This window comes from Maritalea porphyrae (assembly GCF_030159895.1).
GTDB lineage: Bacteria > Pseudomonadota > Alphaproteobacteria > Rhizobiales > Devosiaceae > Maritalea > Maritalea porphyrae.
On the sequence record NZ_BSNI01000002.1, the window covers coordinates 2,565,957 to 2,584,387 of the forward strand.

The 18,431-nt window shown below is 51.0% G+C and carries 15 protein-coding genes; all 15 read right to left on the minus strand.

The features are described 5' to 3' along the window. A complete protein-coding gene (locus tag QQL65_RS16050; protein WP_284366100.1) occupies nucleotides 1-723 on the minus strand; it encodes an AzlC family ABC transporter permease in 723 nt (240 codons plus the stop codon). Between the two features lie 60 nt (nucleotides 724-783). Next, entirely contained in the window at nucleotides 784-1,653 is an 870-nt protein-coding gene (locus QQL65_RS16055; RefSeq protein WP_284366102.1) for an AraC family transcriptional regulator, read from the minus strand. Nucleotides 1,654-1,720: 67 nt separating this feature from the next. After that, nucleotides 1,721-3,829, minus strand: a complete 2,109-nt coding sequence (ligA, locus tag QQL65_RS16060; protein ID WP_284366104.1) for an NAD-dependent DNA ligase LigA — start codon at nucleotides 3,827-3,829, stop codon at nucleotides 1,721-1,723. Continuing rightward, nucleotides 3,826-5,499 (minus strand): DNA repair protein RecN, encoded by a 1,674-nt coding sequence (recN, locus tag QQL65_RS16065; RefSeq protein ID WP_284366106.1) that lies wholly within the window; start codon nucleotides 5,497-5,499, stop codon nucleotides 3,826-3,828. Before recN ends, ligA begins: the two co-directional genes overlap by 4 nt. A gap of 57 nt (nucleotides 5,500-5,556) precedes the next feature. Continuing rightward, nucleotides 5,557-6,396: an outer membrane protein assembly factor BamD gene (locus QQL65_RS16070; RefSeq protein ID WP_284366108.1), complete on the minus strand. Its 840-nt coding sequence runs from the start codon at nucleotides 6,394-6,396 to the stop codon at nucleotides 5,557-5,559. A gap of 100 nt (nucleotides 6,397-6,496) precedes the next feature. Then, nucleotides 6,497-7,453, minus strand: coding sequence for a UDP-3-O-acyl-N-acetylglucosamine deacetylase (gene lpxC, locus QQL65_RS16075; protein WP_284366110.1), 957 nt, complete (start codon nucleotides 7,451-7,453; stop codon nucleotides 6,497-6,499). A 119-nt stretch (nucleotides 7,454-7,572) separates the two neighbouring features. Continuing rightward, nucleotides 7,573-9,228, minus strand: coding sequence for a cell division protein FtsZ (gene ftsZ, locus QQL65_RS16080; protein WP_284366112.1), 1,656 nt, complete (start codon nucleotides 9,226-9,228; stop codon nucleotides 7,573-7,575). A gap of 213 nt (nucleotides 9,229-9,441) precedes the next feature. Continuing rightward, nucleotides 9,442-10,755 carry a cell division protein FtsA gene (gene ftsA / locus QQL65_RS16085; RefSeq protein ID WP_284366114.1) on the minus strand — a complete coding sequence of 438 codons (1,314 nt, stop codon included), beginning with the start codon at nucleotides 10,753-10,755 and terminating at the stop codon, nucleotides 9,442-9,444. Further along, nucleotides 10,755-11,669 (minus strand): cell division protein FtsQ/DivIB, encoded by a 915-nt coding sequence (locus tag QQL65_RS16090; RefSeq protein WP_284366116.1) that lies wholly within the window; start codon nucleotides 11,667-11,669, stop codon nucleotides 10,755-10,757. The genes ftsA and QQL65_RS16090 overlap by 1 nt, the downstream gene beginning before the upstream one ends. Beyond that, entirely contained in the window at nucleotides 11,636-12,559 is a 924-nt protein-coding gene (locus QQL65_RS16095) for a D-alanine--D-alanine ligase (protein WP_284366315.1), read from the minus strand. Before QQL65_RS16095 ends, QQL65_RS16090 begins: the two co-directional genes overlap by 34 nt. Next, on the minus strand, nucleotides 12,559-13,536 hold the full coding sequence (murB, locus tag QQL65_RS16100) for a UDP-N-acetylmuramate dehydrogenase (RefSeq protein ID WP_284366117.1): 978 nt from the start codon (nucleotides 13,534-13,536) through the stop codon (nucleotides 12,559-12,561). The genes QQL65_RS16095 and murB overlap by 1 nt, the downstream gene beginning before the upstream one ends. Then, nucleotides 13,537-14,949 carry a UDP-N-acetylmuramate--L-alanine ligase gene (gene murC, locus QQL65_RS16105; protein WP_284366120.1) on the minus strand — a complete coding sequence of 471 codons (1,413 nt, stop codon included), beginning with the start codon at nucleotides 14,947-14,949 and terminating at the stop codon, nucleotides 13,537-13,539. Between the two features lie 12 nt (nucleotides 14,950-14,961). After that, nucleotides 14,962-16,056: an undecaprenyldiphospho-muramoylpentapeptide beta-N-acetylglucosaminyltransferase gene (murG, locus tag QQL65_RS16110; RefSeq protein WP_284366122.1), complete on the minus strand. Its 1,095-nt coding sequence runs from the start codon at nucleotides 16,054-16,056 to the stop codon at nucleotides 14,962-14,964. Further along, complete coding sequence (locus QQL65_RS16115; RefSeq protein WP_284366124.1) at nucleotides 16,053-17,225, minus strand: FtsW/RodA/SpoVE family cell cycle protein; 1,173 nt, start codon at nucleotides 17,223-17,225, stop codon at nucleotides 16,053-16,055. The genes murG and QQL65_RS16115 overlap by 4 nt, the downstream gene beginning before the upstream one ends. A gap of 102 nt (nucleotides 17,226-17,327) precedes the next feature. Next, entirely contained in the window at nucleotides 17,328-18,413 is a 1,086-nt protein-coding gene (gene mraY / locus QQL65_RS16120; RefSeq protein WP_284366126.1) for a phospho-N-acetylmuramoyl-pentapeptide-transferase, read from the minus strand. Nucleotides 18,414-18,431 lie beyond the last annotated feature (18 nt).

Genomic DNA, 18,431 nt, shown 5'->3' on the forward strand with positions numbered 1-18,431 from the left:
CTAACCCTCCACCGCTTCTGGATCGGTCAAAATGGCAGCGACCAACACGCCAGCGGCCGCACCCGCGGCAATGTACCAAGCCCCAGGCACCAATGCCTTGCATGCAATAGCCGCCAACCCGCTGGCCGCTAGAATGATGCCCGTTTTTTGACCCTGCCAGAAGCCCATAATCAGTCCGATAAAAATCGCTGGGAATGCAAAGTCAAAACCCCATTTCGCTGGATCGAGATTAGCAAGGAGCGTGCCCAAACTAGAGCCAACTCCCGTCATCACCACCCAATTTATATAAAACGGCATCGCAAGCCCCATCATGAAGGCAAAGCTGGCGTCCTGTTTTCGTGCACGATGCTCAGATAACGCCCAAATCTCATCCGCAAGAAAACCAAACGCGATCAACTGCTTACCGAATCCCATTTGATGGGTCTTGGTGCCCAGCGATGCACTCATCAGCACATGGCGAATGTTGACCAAAAGCGCACTAATTGTAATGGCAACCCACGGCACTGGGTCCGCCCAGAAGTCGACAGCAACGAACTGCGAGCCGCCAGCGAACACCACGCTGCTCATCAACATGGTTTCGAATGGTGACAAGCCCTTTTGGGCAGCCAACGCGCCAAACACCAAGGCGATAGGAAACGCAGCGACAACCAATGGCGCGATCGCACGCAACCCATCCGCAAAGTCGTTTGGCCGCAAATCTGTGTTGGATGAAATTGTCATCATTGATCTCCTATGTCCTAGGACTTTAGAGACAAAAACACTGAATGGATTGGACGAAATGCGCTAGTTTTGGTGGGCGTGCATATTTTTGTAGGCGCCGGGGGTGATGCCAATCCGGCGTTTGAAATGCCGGTTCAGGTGAGACTGATCAAAAAAGCCACATTCAATTGCAACGGACATGGGGTCTCGCCCCAAATTCAACAGCTTCCGCGCCGCGCGGATGCGAATATCGGTGAGATAGCTATGCGGCGTTTGGTTCATATTCTTGGCAAACACACGCACAAAATATGCCCGGCTCATGCCGGCGATATTGGCCAGCATTTCAAGGTTTAACTCATCGCCAAAATGCGCCTGCATATAGTCGCAAACACGCGCAATTGCGCGCGGTTCCCGCTTTTCCAACAGTCCTGTCGACCAACTTCCATATTTGTCGATCAAAGCACCCAAGGAGCGAAAAAGGGCTTCGTCTTTTTCCAAGGGGTCTCTGCTGTGCTCAATAACGTTGTGCGCTTCAATCAAGGCGCGGGCAATGCGCTTGTCATCACACATCAGCTCTCGAAAGAACAAAGAACCAGATTGGCGAATGCCAGGCAAATCAGCAGCGATCTCATCCATCAAGCGGACCGACGGATAGAACATGCGGTAAGTGTACCCCTGTTCCAAAGGACGACCATCGTGCACATCCTCGGGGTTCAACATGAATACAGAACCAGGACCTCCAACAGACTCCGACCCCTTCAGTTTGTGGCGTTGATAGCCAGAAACCACTGCACCAATTACAAAAGTATCATGGGTGTGAGGGGAATACTCGTGGCGAAGAAATGTGGCTTTGAAGCACTCTAGGCTGTCATAGCTTTCTTCACGCCAAAAGGTAGCGTGCTCGCCCTGCTTGAGCTCAATCGTCGTTTCATCTTGCCCCGAAATCATCTCCATGCACAAACACTAGCGCAATGGTGACAAGCCGTCTTGGACAAAATTGCACATCTCAAATTAGAAGAAACTAGCGACCGACCAAATCAAACCAACCTTGTTCATCGGTGGTTTCAACGCCCAAATCTTGAGCCTTTTTCAACTTTGAACCGGCACCCGGCCCTGCCACCAGCAAATCAGTTTTTGCCGAAACGGAACCAGCTACCTTTGCCCCCAGGCGCTCAGCCATAGCCTTTGCTTCTGAACGCGACATGTGCTCGAGCGAACCGGTAAAGACCACGGTCTTGCCTGCCACTGGGCTTTCTTCTGCCGAGGCCACTACATATTCGAGCGGCTTAACCTCAGCAAGAAGCGCATCTATCGCCTCGCGGTTCTGGGCGTTGGCAAAGAAACCCACTACCGATTGCACGACCGTTTCACCGATACCGTCAATTGACAATAGACTTTCACGTGCCGCTGCATCGCCATCGCCGGCAGCGACGCATGCCGCCATGAAACCTTCAAAAGTCCCGTAGTTTTTGGCGAACATAGCGGCAGTAGTGCTGCCAACATGACGTATACCGAGCGCAAATATGAACTTGTCCAACTCAGGCATGCGACACGCATCAATGGCATCAAAGAGTTTGCGCACCGAAGTGGCGCCCCACCCTTCTTGATCTTTTAGCTTTTTAAAGCTCTCAGCATCGCGATCCCGAAGCGTGAAAATGTCAGCGGCAAACTTGATACGTCCTTCTTCGTAAAACGCAGCTACCTGTTTGGCGCCTAAGCCATCAATGTCCAACGCGTCGCGTGATACAAAGTGTTTAAGCTGGTTGACCGCCTGTGCCGGGCAAATCAATTCGCCGGTACATCGACGAACCGCATCCAGCTTGCCTGTTTTTTCATTGATCTCCCTTTCCGCCGGAGACCCACAAATTGGACAATGGGTCGGGAAATCGAATGCCTTCGCGTCAGCTGGTCGTTTTTCAAGAACTGGCCCCAGCACTTGCGGGATTACGTCACCTGCGCGCTGAATGGTCACCGTATCACCAATCATCACGCCCTTGCGCTCGATCTCATCTTCATTGTGCAGTGTTGCGTTAGATACAACGACACCGCCAACGGTGACAGGCTTAAGCTTTGCAACCGGCGTTAGTGCCCCGGTGCGACCAACTTGAATTTCGATGTCTTCTAATATGGTTGTTGCTTTTTCCGCTGGAAATTTAAAGGCAATCGCCCAACGCGGCGCGCGCGCAACAAAGCCCCATCTCGCCTGCAAATCCAAGCGATCAAGCTTATAAACCACTCCGTCAATATCGTAGCCAAGGGTTGCTCGCTGCTCGCCAATCAATGTGTGATGCGCAACCATTTCCTCAACGGATTTCACACATCGCATCAATGGGTTAACCTTAAAGCCCCATCGACTGAAAGCCTCGACTACACCCATTTGTGTATCCGCAGGCAAAGCCGAATAATCACCCCACGCATAAGCGAAGAATTTAAGGTTGCGACTCGCGGTAATGTTTGAATCAAGCTGCCGTAATGACCCAGCAGCGGTGTTGCGCGGGTTCACATAGGTTTGCTTACCTTCGGCTTCCAACTTTTTGTTGAGCGCCTCAAAATCTGCATGAGACATGTAGACTTCGCCACGCACCTCAAACACTGCGGGCACATCATCGCCGACCAACTTTTGCGGAATATCTTTGATCGTCTTGAGATTTTCGGTGATGTCTTCACCTTCAGAACCATCACCGCGCGTCGCACCTTGAACGAAAATGCCATTTTCGTAACGCAGGCTTGCCGATAAGCCATCAATTTTCGGCTCCGCCGTAAATGCGATTTCTAGCCCGGCGTCTTTGGCAAAGAACTTTTGAGCTCGGCCAACAAAATCAGACAGGTCTTCATCAGAGAACGCATTTCCCAGCGAAAGCATGGGAACGCGATGAGTGACTTTTTTAAAGCCATCAGCCACTGCAAACCCAACCCGCTTTGTCGGGCTGTCGTCGCGTACCAAATCAGGAAATGCCGCTTCAATCGCTTCATTGCGTTTGCGCAACTCATCATAAGCCGCATCGGCAATCTCGGGGGCATCATTTTGGTGATAGGCCGCGTCATGCTTGGCAATTTCCGTTGCCAAAAACGCAAGTTCTTGCGCTGCTTCGTCTGCGGATAGATCCGCAACTTGTTTCTGCTCGGTCACGCCGAAACCTCATCAATCAATCTATGTGCTGCGGCACGTGCTTCATCAGTGATGGTGGAGCCCGCAAGCATGCGCGCAACTTCTTCGCGGCGCGCTTTGTCATCCAACTCAGCAACATCGGTGCGGGTCAAACTGCCTTCGGCGATTACCTGCTTTTCTATCAGCAAATGCTTGGTCGCCCTTGCCGCCACTTGCGGCGCATGGGTAACCGAAAGCACCTGCACCTTTGCTGATAAACGCGCCAAGCGCTTGCCAATTGCATCAGCAACAGCCCCGCCGACGCCTGTGTCAATTTCGTCAAAAATCAAAACTGGAGCGGAACCCTTGTCGGCCAGCACAACTTTGAGCGCCAACAAGAACCGTGAAAGTTCGCCACCTGATGCCACTTTCATCATTGGTCCAGGATGAGTGCCCGGGTTGGTCTGCACGTGAAACTCAATCACATCAAAGCCGTTTGCGCTTTCACGGGTTTCATCGATCTGATGATCAACAATGAACTTGGCTTGCCCCAATTTGAGGTCAGGCAATTCGGCTTCAACGGCTCCAACAAGTTTGTCGGCAGCCTGTGCCCGTTGTTCAGCCAATGCCTTGGCGGCAGCTTGATAATCTGTTCTTGCCTTGTCCAACGCATCACGAAGCGCCGTCAGATCATCGCCACCTTGCTCCAAATCCCGAATGGCTTGTGCATATTTGTCCAATACGGCCGGCAACTCGTCGCAAGACACTTGATGTTTGCGCGCAGCAGCTCGTAAGGCAAATAATCGTTCTTCGGTCCGCTCAAGCTCTAACGGATCAAACTCCATCTGACGCTTAATTTCTTCTAGCGCCTCAGAGCTTCGATCAAGTGCCACAAGCGATGCATCAAGACTTTCCACCAGCGGCGTGAACAAGCCCCCCTCCGCCTCACCTTTGCGCATCAATTGCCGCATCAGCCCCGCCAGTGCGCTTGAAGCGGCATTGGGACCGTTCAACACTTCGTCCGCATCGCGCACTTCATCCGCGGCCTTTTCAAGCGCCATCAATCGTTGGCGCGTGGTGGCAAGTGCCTCTTCCTCACCAACTTCTGTATTGAGCTCCGACAGTTCAACAATTACATGGCGGGCGAAATCTTCGTCTTCTTGTGCCTTTGCAACTTTGGCTTCTTGTCGGTTCAGTGCGTCCTGTGCTTGGCCAAGCGCTTTGAATGCTGCTGAGGTTTTTGCCAACGCCATTTGGCAATCACCAAACGCATCAAGCAAAGTACGGTGTGTCGCGGGATCAACCAAAGCACGATCATCGTGCTGACCATGAATTTCAATCAGATGAGCGCCGAGCTGGCGAAGAAATTTGGCAGATACGGGCTGATCATTGATAAACCCACGTGTCCGACCATCTGCATATTGCACACGACGCAAGATGATTTCTTCGTCATCATCTAGTTCGTTCTCACGCATCAAATCGCGCACGAGATGTTTTTGTGGCAAATGAAGGGTGGCAACAACTTGGCCCTGCGGACAGCCTTTGCGCACTAATGCCGCATCCCCTCGCCCACCAAGAGCAAGCGACAATGAATCAAGCAGAATCGACTTACCCGCGCCGGTTTCACCCGTAAGCGCAGTCATGCCGCGATCCAGCATCAGATCAAGCTGATCTATCAATACTATGTTGCGAATTGAAATGGCACTTAGCATGCCACGGAATCCATCACAATTTGCAGATTCTGTCTAGCGCCTGAAAGCAGTGATACCCTAGCGATTTGAGAGCCAGTTGCCGCTTTCAACCTCAGGCGCGAGCCCCTGCTTTTGCAAAAGCTTGTAAGCATCTTCGTACCAACGGCTAGATGGGTAGTTATGCCCCAACACAGCCGCAGCGGTTTTTGCTTCATTGACCAAACCGAGCGCCAAATAGGCTTCTGTGAGGCGCAATAGCGCTTCTTCCACATGAGTTGACGTTTGATGGTCTTCAACAACAGTACGGAAGCGGTTGATCGCGGCAGTGTAGTTATTGTTACCCAGGTAATAGCGGCCCACCGACATCTCTTTGCCCGCCAATTGGTCTTTGGCGATCAAAATGCGTTCTTTTGCATCTTTGGCGTAACGAGAATTTGGGAAGTTATTGATGATCGCTTGGAAAGTCGCAATCGCGTCTTCAGCAGTTTGCTGATCCCGCGTAATATCTTTCATCTGATTATATTGCGCAGCGCCCTTCATGTACATCGCGTATGGGGCGTCCTGAGATGAAGGGTAAAGCGCCAAGAAACGATCGGCAGCCAATATTGTCTTTTGGTACTGGCCGGTGCGTGCTGCGATATAAACAGTCATCAAACGTGAACGTTCTGAATATTCCGAATATGGATGCTGACGCTCTAGCTTGTCGAATGTCTTTTGTGCAGATAGATAGCGCTGATCTTCCACCTGACTAATGGCTTTGTCATAAAGCTCTTCAGCAGGGATGATTTCTTCTTCAACGATCTTCTTTTCGCCGAAGAGGCTAAACGCTGAACAGCCAGAAAGCGCGAGCGCCAACAACAAGACCGAAGTCAATCGAAATGAAGACTTTAGTGCACGCAACATACGTTCTATTCCCATACCCAAAACGCCTTCATTTCAACAAAACTCGGCAAAATCAAAATTGTCGCCAAGCGAGATAGCCCGCAAAACGAACGAAACTATGGCACAATGAATAAAATTAGCCAACCGAGCGAATATAGCCCTGAGCTGTTAGACCAACAGGCACATCTTCCAAAGCGTCAAACTCGAGTGGCAAGTCCGAAGCATCGACAATATCGTAGTTTTGTTCACTGGCAAACAAACCGTTTAGCACCAAAGCGTTAAGCCCATGACCGCCTTTGTATGAACGGAATTTGCCATAGATCGGCATACCAGCCAACGCTAGGTCACCTACAGCATCCAATAGCTTATGCCGCACAAACTCGTCTTCAAATCTCAATTCGCCTGGGTTCATGATTTTGTCTTCATCAACCGCAATAGAGTTTTCAAGAGATGAACCCAACGCGTACCCTGCCTGACGCAAGATTTTAGCATCCCGCAAAAAACCAAATGTGCGGGCCTTGGAGATATCCTCCGCGTACCGCGCAGGCGTCCAATCAAAAATCATCCGCTGGCGACCAATGACGTCGTTTTCAAAGTCGATTTCAACGTCGAATGCACGACCATTATATGGCTCAAGCGCCGCAAATGCATCATTTGAACGCACCAGAATAGACCGCTTGATCTTGATAAACTTCTTTTCTGCAGGTTGTATAGCGACGCCTGCCTCAACAATTGCGTCTACATAAACAGACGCACTGCCGTCAAGGACCGGACATTCTGGGCCATCAACAACCAACATGGCATTATCGATGCCCAAACCAGAAAGCGCCGACACAACATGTTCAATCATTGAAATTGTGCCAGAATCGCCAAGATCAACAGCGGTGCACAAATAGGTGCGTGCAACACGATCATGGATCAGTGGATAAACGTCCGAAACGCGCCCATCTTCGAATTTTCGGCAAATTGAATAGCCGCTATTTGGCTCTGCTGGTTGGATAATAAGACTGGATGGCTGCCCATTATGCACGCCAATGCCGGTAAAACTCAGTGCCTCTGCAATTGTGCACTGTTTGGTGGCAAGTCTTTTCATACTGATAACCCCAGCCTATCGCGCCCCGAGCGCGTTGCCCTTTTTCTTGGTACTAGTAAACAAAAAGCACCCAATGCGAAAGTCGCATTGGGTGCTTTTTTTAGAAAATTCCCAAGATTCTATCCGTGCCGTTTCAAAAAGCTCGGAATTTCAAGCTGTTCTTTCTTAGGCGCATCCGCAGCAGGTGCGCGACCGGTACGATCAAGATTGCCTTGCGCACCTGGTGTTTCCACCCGTCGGCTTGGCGCACTTGCCTCAACAGCACTGCGAGCTGCAGCATCGTCAGCTGAAGCTTCAATCGCCTCATCCTCTTTTGGCTGTAGGCCAACATTGCTTGCCAAACGACGGAACAATGCACGGGCGTTTCGTGGCTCTGTCTCTGTTGCTTGTGATTGGGCTACGGCTTCACGCGCGGGCGCTGGCAGTTCATCAGCTCGTGGCATGCGACGTGGACCTGTAGGACGTTGTGCAGATTGGGGCACATAAGTCTTTACTGGCTCAACGTCTTTCACTTGTGGCCGTTCATCAATCTCTGCCTGCACAGGGTCGGCAGATGGGATGTATGGCTCGACAGTCACTTCGCTTTCTTTTGCAAGGTGAGCATGACCTTCTTCAAGTGCTGCATTTACGGCCTTCTGCATTTCCGCATCAAGCTGATCTACAGGGCTTGGTGCCGCAGCTTTCACGGGCTCTGCGCGTGGCGTTTCCATTTTTGGCGCAGCAGTCACTGGCTCAGAAGCTTTCACTTCACGTTTTACATGGATCGCACGATCAGCATTTGGTTGAACTGGATCCATGGCCTGCACCATTGCAGCATCAGTGCCTGTCGCGACAACTGAGACCCGAATTCTGCCCTCAAGGCTATCATCGAATGTTGCACCTAGAATTATATTGGCGTCTGAATCTACTTCTTCACGAATGCGGCTTGCAGCCTCATCCACTTCATAAAGCGTCATATCTTTACCGCCGGTAATCGAGATCAAGAGACCTCGAGCACCTTGCATTGACACATCATCCAGCAATGGATTTGCAATTGCCGCTTCAGCAGCGTGACGCGCACGATCTTCGCCTTCGGCTTCACCTGTACCCATCATGGCTTTACCCATACCGCGCATTACAGCACGAACGTCAGCAAAGTCGAGGTTGATTAGGCCCTCTTTGACCATCAAGTCGGTGATACACGCAACACCTGAGAAGAGCACTTCGTCAGCCATTGAAAACGCATCAGCGAATGTTGTCTTGTCGTTGGCAACACGGAATAGGTTTTGGTTCGGGATCACAATGAGTGTGTCGACGTGGCGATGCAACTCATCAATGCCGTCGTCAGCAAGGCGCATGCGTCGCGCGCCCTCGAACTGGAATGGCTTGGTAACAACACCAACGGTCAATATCCCCTGTTCACGTGCAGCGCGTGCAACAACTGGCGCAGCGCCAGTCCCTGTACCACCGCCCATACCGGCGGTAATAAACGCCATATGCGAACCACTTAGGTGATCGTTGATCTCGTCGATTGTCTCTTCGGCTGCTGCTCGCCCTACTTCTGGGTGCGAACCTGCGCCTAGACCTTCGGTAACTCCCACGCCAAGCTGCACAACGCGCTCTGCCTTGGACAAAGCCAGTGCTTGCGCGTCTGTATTGGCAACAACAAATTCCACACCCTCAAGGCCGGAATCGATCATATTGTTCACGGCGTTTCCGCCGGCACCGCCAACACCAAACACAGTGATGCGTGGTTTGAGTTCGTGAATATCTGGAATTTGAAGTTTGATGCTCATTTCTGGCCCCATTGTGCTCCTGAACTCCAGAATTACGCCTAGATCGTTAAGCCATCCCTAACAATTGGATCATTTTCATTAACTTTCGTGCAATTTGCATCACAAATTCACGTTGTTAAACAATGTGTTTAGCTTAACAGAACCTTAAGGCGCACCAAACCCTACAGCGCGAAGTACTGCATATTTAGTTCTGCGATGAGATTGAGTTGCCAGCTAGAAACTAGTGCGCAGCCAGTTGCCAATACGTGAAAAGTAGCCGTCTGTGCCCGTCAATTTGTGTTGCACCACAGGCTCGACATATTCCAGTTCGCAAACCTGCGGATAGATCAACATACCAACAACGGTTGAGAACGCGGGACCCTTTGCAACGGTCGGCAAATTGGCCACGCCCAACGGACGACCCTGCCGCACGTTGCGCGCAAGAATGCGTCGTGCCAGCTCAGAAAGACCAGTCAATTCGCTGCCGCCTCCTGTGAGTACAAACCGACGACCACAGACATCCATCATGCCTGTTGCCACCATTCGGTCGCGCAACACGGTCAGGATTTCCTCAACCCGCGGGCGCACAATTCGTGTCAGTGTCGAACGTGGTATTTGAGTTGGCGCTTCGTTCTCTTCAGAACCAACCGGCTGAATGGGCACGAGATCACGCTCATCGCTTTGGCCGGGCAGAACGCTGGTATAAAGTGTCTTCAATCGCTCTGCATCTTCGATGCCGACAGAAAGCTGTCGAGCGATGTCCAACGTAATGTTATGGCCACCCACAGCAATGGCGTCGGCGTAAACCAGATAGCCATCCTTAAAGACGCTCAAAGTTGTGGTTGAACCACCAAAATCAATTGCCGCCACACCAAGCGAGGCTTCGTCATCAACTAGGGCAGACAAACCACTCGCGTAAGGCGTAGCCATAAAAGCCTGAACCTGCAGGTGGCATTTGTTCAAAACCAATTCCACGTTGCGCATAGCCAGCGTTTCTGCAGTAACGACCGAGACGTCCACCCCAAGTGTTTGCCCCACCATGCCGCGGGGATCGCGGATACCACTATGCCCGTCAAGCGAATAGCCGATAGGCAAGGCATGCAACACCGCACGATCTTCGCGTACCGAACGTTCATTGACCGTGCGCAGAACCTTCTCCAAGTCGCGGTCTTCAACTTCATGCCCATCTAGTGAGACACTTGCCGAAAATGTCTCGGAGCCGAGGCGACCTGCAGAAATATTCACCACGATAGACTGAACGGTGACACCTGCGTTGCGTTCAGCCATACCAACGACAGAACGAATAGCATGCTCTGCTTGGTCAATATCGGTGACCACGCCACCTTTGACGCCAGCAGATGGCCCATAGGCGAACCCCAAAATCTCAACGCTGTGCGTGCGCCCTTTTAAGGCCTTGCCTTCATCGCGTGGGCTAAGCCGTGCAACCACACAACAAATCTTTGTGGAGCCAATGTCCAGTACAGTGATTAGACTCGAGCGGCCCGGTTGTAGCGGCTTCAATCTTGCAGTCATGGCTTCATTTAGCATTATTGCTGTTCCCCTTCTGGAGCTTCAACAGGTGTGCGATCAACGGGGCGAATAGCGATATAGTCTTTCAAGCGCATATCCAGAATAGCGATGTCACGCTCAAATAGCTGGTGCTGATTTTCCATCGCTACAATTTGTGCAAGTGCAGCATCAGCGCCCACTTCAGGCAGCATGATACGTAAACCGGTATCGTAAATCAGATCCCAACGACGATCACCAATACGGCTTGAAGCCAACAGCCCCTCATTTAGCGTTGGAAATTGTCTCAACAACTCAATCATTGCAGGCACATCATCGGCTGCGCCATCACCCACAAACAGAGGCAAGCCTTCGATTGGTGTTTCAACAGGCGCGATCCGATTGCCTGCACCGTCGATTGCAAAATTCACGCCATCGACTGTCCAAATGGCTACCGGCTGCTTTTCAACCAATTCTACGATCAAAGAATTTGGATAGACCTTACGAATGGTGGCACTTTCGATGCTCGGCAGAGCTTCAAGACGAACCCGCGCAGCTTCAGCATCAAAGTTTACGAGAGACAGATTGGGCTCCAGCCCCACTGCACCAAACAAAAGCTCTTCGTTTGTCAACGCGTAGCCAGACAATGAAAGCTCTGCAACCGACAGTCCTGCCTGTGCGAACAAGGAAGAAACACGGCCAGAAAAATCTTCAAAGTAATTCGCAATATGGGTGCGATTGGCAATACCTGCTGCGCCAATTCCTGCAACCAAAAACAAGGCGATAAGCCGAATAGCCAATTGTTTGTGGAGCACCCATAAGTTGCGTGACTGAGCAGCGATCAAATGAGTTGCTCGACGCACCACCAGGTCAGCACCGAGCGGCTTTGCAACAACAATAGCTTGTGACGGCTTGTCGGCCTTTACCTGTTGCAACTCGCGTCCTCCACGATCCACGATACAAGTTCCTCAAATCCATGCCCGGCATGCTTTGCCAACTCTGGCACCAATGACGTTTGGGTCATCCCTGGCTGCGTGTTGATTTCCAAACAGATCAACTCGCCTTCTCGCCCGGCATGTTCCATATAACGGAAATCCGTACGCGTGATGCCGCGACAGCCAAGTACTTCATGCGCTTTTAATGCTAGTTTTTGAACAGTCTGGTAAATTTTCGGTGAAACAGGCGCAGGCAATAAATGCTCTGATCCGCCAACTTCATACTTTGCTTCGTAATTGTAGAAGTGCAAGTCCGTGACAATCTCCGTCACCCCAAGCGCGACGCCGCCCATTACCGCACATGTCAGCTCCCGACCAGGAATATAGCGCTCGACCATCAGATGATCGTCGCCCTTCCAATCAGATCGCAAGATTTCTTGCGGTGGATGCGTCGTTCCGGTCTTAACTATAAATACGCCGACACTTGATCCATCATTGTAAGGTTTAATGACGTATGGCGGCGGCATTTGGTGCTTGCCTGCGATTTCGTCGCGGTGAGCGATAATGTGGTCTGTAACAGGGATACCCGCAGACTTAAACAACATCTTGGATTGATGCTTGTCCATAGCAAGTGCAGAGGCGAGCACTCCAGAATGGGTGTATGGAATACCCATCACTTCTAAGACACCCTGTACCATCCCATCTTCGCCATAGCGGCCATGAAGTGCGTTAAACGCAACATCCGGCTTAACGTCGGCCAATTGCGTCGCAATATCGCGGCCCACATCGATCAGGCTAACTTGATACCCCGCACGTTCAAGTGCTGCGCCGCATTCGCGGCCCGTGGAGAGCGAAACCTCACGTTCGTTTGACCAGCCGCCATATAGAACCGCAACATGCTTTGTCATGATCAAACCTGACCGGTGAACACGTCACCATCTAGAAATTCACGCACTTCTTTTCCTGGCACAAAGTGCCCCATCCGTCGGATTTCCCACTTCAATTCGATGCCAGAATTCTCGCGAACTTTGTTCCGCACGGTTTCGCCAAGCGTTTCAATGTCGTGTGCCGTTGCATCTCCAAGATTGAGCAAGAAGTTGCAGTGCAATTCGCTCACCTGCGCATTGCCCACCTGCAACCCGCGGCCGCCAGCAGCGTCGACGAGCTTCCAGCTAGAATGCCCTTCAGGGTTTTTGAATGTTGAACCACCAGTGCGCGAACGCGTCGGCTGCGATGTTTCGCGCCGCTCGGTGATTTCCTTCATCCGAGACTTAATGTCTTCAGGGTCGCCCGCAAAGCCTTGGTAAACGGCTGAGGTGAAGATGATGCCGCGTGGGCCATTATTTTTGCGGTACTTGTAACCCATATCCGCATTGGTCAGTTTAACGATTTCGCCGTCACGTTTGACGCCACGCAATTCAACCATTCGGTCTTTAGTTTCAGTGCCATAACAACCCGCATTCATATATAACGCGCCGCCAATTCCACCCGGAATGCCGCGGTAGAAAGTTAGGCCATCGATCCCGGCATCCGCAGCGGCTGTCGCCACTTTTACGTCTGGAAGCGCCGTCCCTACTCGAATTTTGTAATCGTCAAGTACTTCTGTGGAACCAAACCCCTTTGCAGACAGGCGAATAACCACACCATCCAACCCGCCATCACGGATCAAAAGGTTTGAACCCAAACCGATAACGGTGATTTTGATGTCTTTTGGCAAATGCTTGAGGAAATATTGCAGGTCTTCTTCATCTTTAGGTTGGAAGAAAAGCTGCGCCGGTCCACCAACACGGAACCACGTAATCTCTGATAGCAATTGATTTGGCACCAAACGGCCACGGACGCCATCAATCCAGTCTGAGAATTGGGGCAAAAGGTCGGGAAAACTCATCTATTTATCTCCAATAAGAGCTTGAAGTTCACTTGGCAGCTTGGCTGCCCATTGTGTGATTGAGCCTGCCCCCAGACACACCACATAGTCCCCTTTTTTGATGCGTGCCGCCAAAACTGGCGCCAACGCTTCTGGTCGATCGACAACCCGCGCATCGCGGTGGCCCTTAGCCCGAAGTCGCTCCACCAAACTTTCATGGCTAACGCCATCAATCGGCTGTTCTCCCGCGGCAAAAACCGGCGCCACAAGCACAGTATCTGCATCGTTGAAACAGCTCGCAAACTCTTCAAACAAATCATCCAAACGCGAATAGCGGTGGGGCTGCACAATCGCAATCACATCGCCCTTCGTCGCCGATCGCGCAGCTTTTAGAACCGAAGAAATCTCAACTGGGTGATGCGCGTAATCATCAATGATCCGCGTTCCCGCGACTTCACCAACTGTTGTAAAGCGACGTTTGACGCCCGAGAATTTATCAAGGCCTGCACGAATATCGTCCGCATCCACATGCAACTGGTGCGCCACCGCAATTGCAGCTGTTGCGTTCAAAACATTGTAGATGCCCGGCATCGGCAACACCAAGTCTTTGATGACCTCAGATGTTCCGGCTAAGCGATCACGAATTTCAACAGAAAACACGGACTTGCCGTCTTTGTTACGCACATCCTTGAGCAACACATCAGCTTGTGGGTTCTGTCCGTATGTGATGATCCGACGGTCAGTTACCTTGCCAACCAGGTCTTGCACGGTCGGGTGGTCCAGACACATCACTGCAAACCCATAAAAGGGTACGTTTTCAACAAACGTCAAAAATGCGTTCTGAACCGCTTCGAAATCACCATAATGGTCCAAATGCTCCGCGTCGACGTTGGTCACAATTGCGACGTCCGCTGGCAGTTTGACGAATGTACCATCGCTCTCATCAGCTTCAACGACCATCCAGTCGCCATCACCTAGGCGCGCATTGGTGCCATATGCATTGATGATGCCACCATTGATAACGGTAGGGTCGACACCGCCAGCATCAAGCAAGCTAGCCACCAAAGAAGTGGTTGTTGTTTTGCCGTGGGTACCGCCAATCGCAATGGCGTTCTTGAACCGCATGATCTCTGCAAGCATTTCAGCGCGACGCACCACGGGCAAAGAGCGCTCGCGCGCTGCAATAAGCTCAGGGTTGTCTGATTTGATTGCCGATGAAATCACCACAACTGCGGCGCTGTCCAAATTTTCCGCGCGCTGACCAATGTCGACGTGAATGCCTTTTTCCTGCAGGCGCTGCACGTTTGGGTTCAAAGACAAATCCGAACCGCGCACCTCATAACCCTGATTGTGCAAAACCTCGGCTATGCCGCTCATGCCAATGCCGCCAATTCCAACAAAATGAACTGGCCCGATATTTTGTGGCATCTTCATATCGATGCTCTCCTATTCTTCTTCATTGGCTGCTTGTTCGGCAACCGATGCAAGCTTTTGCACGGCATCGTGCAAGCTTAGCTTTTTGGCGTTGGCCGCCATGTTTTTCAATTTTTCTGGATCACTCAGAATGATGGTAAGCTCTTTAGCCAGCAAATGAGGTGAAAGCGTGCCTTGCTCTAGAATAACACCGCCTCCCACATCAACCATATTCTTTGCATTGTGCAATTGATCCTGATCCAACGATCCCGGCAGTGGAACATAAACACCCGGTCGCCCTATGCGCGCCAATTCAAAAATTGTACTTGCGCCAGATCGGCAGATCACCAAATGCGATCTTGAAATTCGTCTTGGCAAATCCTTGAAGAATGGTGCCAACTCGACGTTCAAACGTGTTTCCGCGTAGACAGCAGTCACACGTTTCAAGTCTTCCTCGCGACATTGCTGCACCAATCGAATGCGCTGGCGCAACTCGTCTGGAATGTTCATCATCGCGCCCGGCAGCATGTCAGAAAACACGCGCGCACCGTGCGATCCACCAGTCACCAAGACGTTGATCGGGCCATCAGGATCAATCGCAGGGTATGGCACCTCCGCCATCTCGTGGACGACTTCGCGCACAGGATTGCCTGTCACGGTACATTTGTCCTCGAACTTATCGGCATATTTGGTGCAATCAAAGCTCAACGCGATAATATCCGCGAAACGTGCGGTGGCTCGATTTGCTCTACCGAGCACAGCATTTTGTTCATGCAGTATTGTTGGAATGCCACGCAGCGTTGCCGCAATCAATGGTGGAAATGTTGGATAGCCACCAAATCCGATGACCGCGTCAGGGTCTTCTTTCTTTAAAATTCGACGTGATTTTGCAATGCCCTGCAAAATCGAAATCCCTGCTTCGAGCGCCTTAATCGGGCGTCGAAAATTAGGTGTCGCCGATGGTATCACATGCACTTTTTCCGCTGGAAAATCTGCCGCAAAATCATTCGCGCGGCCATCTGTCATCAGTTGGACAGAATGCCCGCGCTTAATGAATTCTTGCGCAAGAGCTTGGGCTGGGAACAAATGGCCACCTGAACCGCCAGCAGATACGATAAACTTACTCATGCAACCTCTTGACCAGCTGCCATACGGAAAGTGGGCAACCCAGATTGAATTGTGTGTTCAGGTTTGCGGCGAGTTAGGCCAAGCAGAATGCCCATGCCAAAAGCAATCGCGATCATCGACGTGCCGCCCGAAGATACAAACGGCAGGGTCATCCCTTTTGGTGGAATAAGGTTGAGATTAACGAGTAAATTAATACAGGCCTGCATACCAAACTGAACGGCAATTGCGCTGATCGCCAAACGTGAAAACAGATTCTGCTGCAACTGCGCCAAATACATGCAGCGCGCTACAACAAATGCGATCAAAGCGACCAAACCAAGGCAAAACAGTATACCGAATTCACCAGCCGCGGCAGAAAACACAAAGTCGGCATGCGCATCAGGCAGTGCACGCTTTGCCATACCCTCACCCGGACCTAGACCAAACCAACCACCTTCAAGTAGTGACTGCAGCGCTTTCTCCACCTGGTAGTTGTCGCCCGTCTCAGGGTTCAAAAAAGCGTCAAAGCGCCGGGTAACGTGCGGGAACATGAAATAGGCAGCCGTTATTCCAGCAAGCGATATGCCGCCAAGCACCAAAATTACCCACCACGATATGCCGGAAATGAACAACAGCCCCGCCCAGGTCAAAACAACGAGAGCGGTTTGCCCAATATCGGGCTGCAACAAAAGCACCCCAGCAATGCCAATCAAAATTGCAATTGTCAGCAAATGCCCTGGCAATTCTGGTGCGCGCATCTGCTCAGAAATGAGCCACGCGGCAATGATCGCAAATGCCGGTTTTACAAACTCAGAAGGCTGCAAAGAAAAACCCATCAACGAAATCCATCGTTGTGAGCCTTTAATCTCAGTACCAATAAACAGGGTCAACACCATCAGCGCCGACATGACAATGAGAACGACGAATGCCAGCCGCCGTGCTTGTTTTGAAGAAAGAAACGAGCCTGCGATCAAAACACCAATTGTTGGGACCAAAAAGATGATGTGACGGATGGTAAAATGCCACTCGCTCAGACCAATCCGAACAGCAACAGCGGGACTTGCGGCAAACGACATCATGACACCAGCCGCCAACAAACCAAACAACGCGGCGAGCAATGGACGATCTACCGTCCACCACCATTCCGCTAATGGGGTTTTACGTTCTCTCGAAAACTCGCGTAAAAACATGTAGTTAACCGCACAACACAATTGGTCTCAAACTTGGTATATAAAACTACACCAAATTTGGTTACCAACTCGCAACGATTTGACAATTTATCTGAGTACTGTCTACCGCAGTTTGAGCGACGATAGACCAATCATTGCCAACACGAACGAGATAATCCAAAAGCGGATAACGATCTGGCTCTCAGTCCAACCCAGATGTTCGAAATGGTGATGGATTGGCGCCATCTTAAAGATGCGCTTTCCTGTCGTCTTAAATGAAATCACCTGCACAATTACAGAAACCGTTTCCAACACAAACAGCCCACCAATAATTGCCAGAACGATTTCGTGTTTTGTCGCGACCGCAATTGCACCCAACATACCACCAAGCGCGAGTGACCCGGTATCACCCATGAAGATTGATGCGGGGGGTGCGTTGAACCACAAAAAGCCCAACCCGGCCCCAATTAGCGCACCACACAACACAGCCAGCTCACCTGTTCCGGGAACAAAGTTGATCAACAGATAATTTGAGAAAACCTCGTTACCAACCAAATAAGCAATCAATCCAAACGATCCTGCAGCAATCATCACCGGCACGATTGCAAGCCCATCAAGGCCATCGGTAAGGTTCACCGAATTTCCCGCAGCTACGATTATGAACCCGCCAAAAACGACAAAGAAAATGCCAAGATCGACAGCAAAGTCTTTGATAAACGGAAAGGCCAGTGAAGTCGCAAATGGTGCTTCGCCAAGCTGAGAAACTGCGTAGCAAGCAATGGCCGCAATTACAGACTCAAGCACCAATCGCTGTCGTCCGCCAAAACCAGAATTGGTGGCTTTGCTAACTTTCAGATAGTCATCATAAAAGCCAATCGCGCCAAATCCGACGGTTACACCCAAAACTATCCATACATAGGGGTTTGAAAGGTTGGCCCACAAAAGCGTTGAAACAATCACACTTACCAAAATCATCAGGCCGCCCATTGTTGGCGTCCCTTTTTTGGTAATCAAATGACTTTGAGGTCCATCTTCGCGGATCGGCTGACCGTGCCCTTGGCGCACTTTGAGATGTGAAATCACCTGAGGTCCAAAGATAAAGACGATAAACAACGCCGTTATTGTAGCGCCACCGGTTCTAAACGTTAGATACCGAAATACATTTAGCGCTGCAAACTGATCGCCAAATTGCTGCAAAAAATAGAACATGCAGGTTTCAACCTTTTG

What these genes read in the sequence shown, in the direction of transcription:
- QQL65_RS16070 (WP_284366108.1), bottom strand. Translation starts at nt 6,396, where the DNA reads ATGGGAATAGAACGTATGTTGCGTGCACTAAAGTCTTCATTTCGATTG.
- murB (WP_284366117.1), bottom strand. Translation starts at nt 13,536, where the DNA reads ATGAGTTTTCCCGACCTTTTGCCCCAATTCTCAGACTGGATTGATGGC.
- QQL65_RS16115 (WP_284366124.1), bottom strand. Translation starts at nt 17,225, where the DNA reads ATGTTTTTACGCGAGTTTTCGAGAGAACGTAAAACCCCATTAGCGGAA.
- QQL65_RS16050 (WP_284366100.1), bottom strand. Translation starts at nt 723, where the DNA reads ATGATGACAATTTCATCCAACACAGATTTGCGGCCAAACGACTTTGCG.
- mraY (WP_284366126.1), bottom strand. Translation starts at nt 18,413, where the DNA reads ATGTTCTATTTTTTGCAGCAATTTGGCGATCAGTTTGCAGCGCTAAAT.
- lpxC (WP_284366110.1), bottom strand. Translation starts at nt 7,453, where the DNA reads ATGAAAAGACTTGCCACCAAACAGTGCACAATTGCAGAGGCACTGAGT.
- QQL65_RS16055 (WP_284366102.1), bottom strand. Translation starts at nt 1,653, where the DNA reads ATGGAGATGATTTCGGGGCAAGATGAAACGACGATTGAGCTCAAGCAG.
- murG (WP_284366122.1), bottom strand. Translation starts at nt 16,056, where the DNA reads ATGAGTAAGTTTATCGTATCTGCTGGCGGTTCAGGTGGCCATTTGTTC.
- ftsA (WP_284366114.1), bottom strand. Translation starts at nt 10,755, where the DNA reads ATGCTAAATGAAGCCATGACTGCAAGATTGAAGCCGCTACAACCGGGC.
- recN (WP_284366106.1), bottom strand. Translation starts at nt 5,499, where the DNA reads ATGCTAAGTGCCATTTCAATTCGCAACATAGTATTGATAGATCAGCTT.
- ftsZ (WP_284366112.1), bottom strand. Translation starts at nt 9,228, where the DNA reads ATGAGCATCAAACTTCAAATTCCAGATATTCACGAACTCAAACCACGC.
- murC (WP_284366120.1), bottom strand. Translation starts at nt 14,949, where the DNA reads ATGAAGATGCCACAAAATATCGGGCCAGTTCATTTTGTTGGAATTGGC.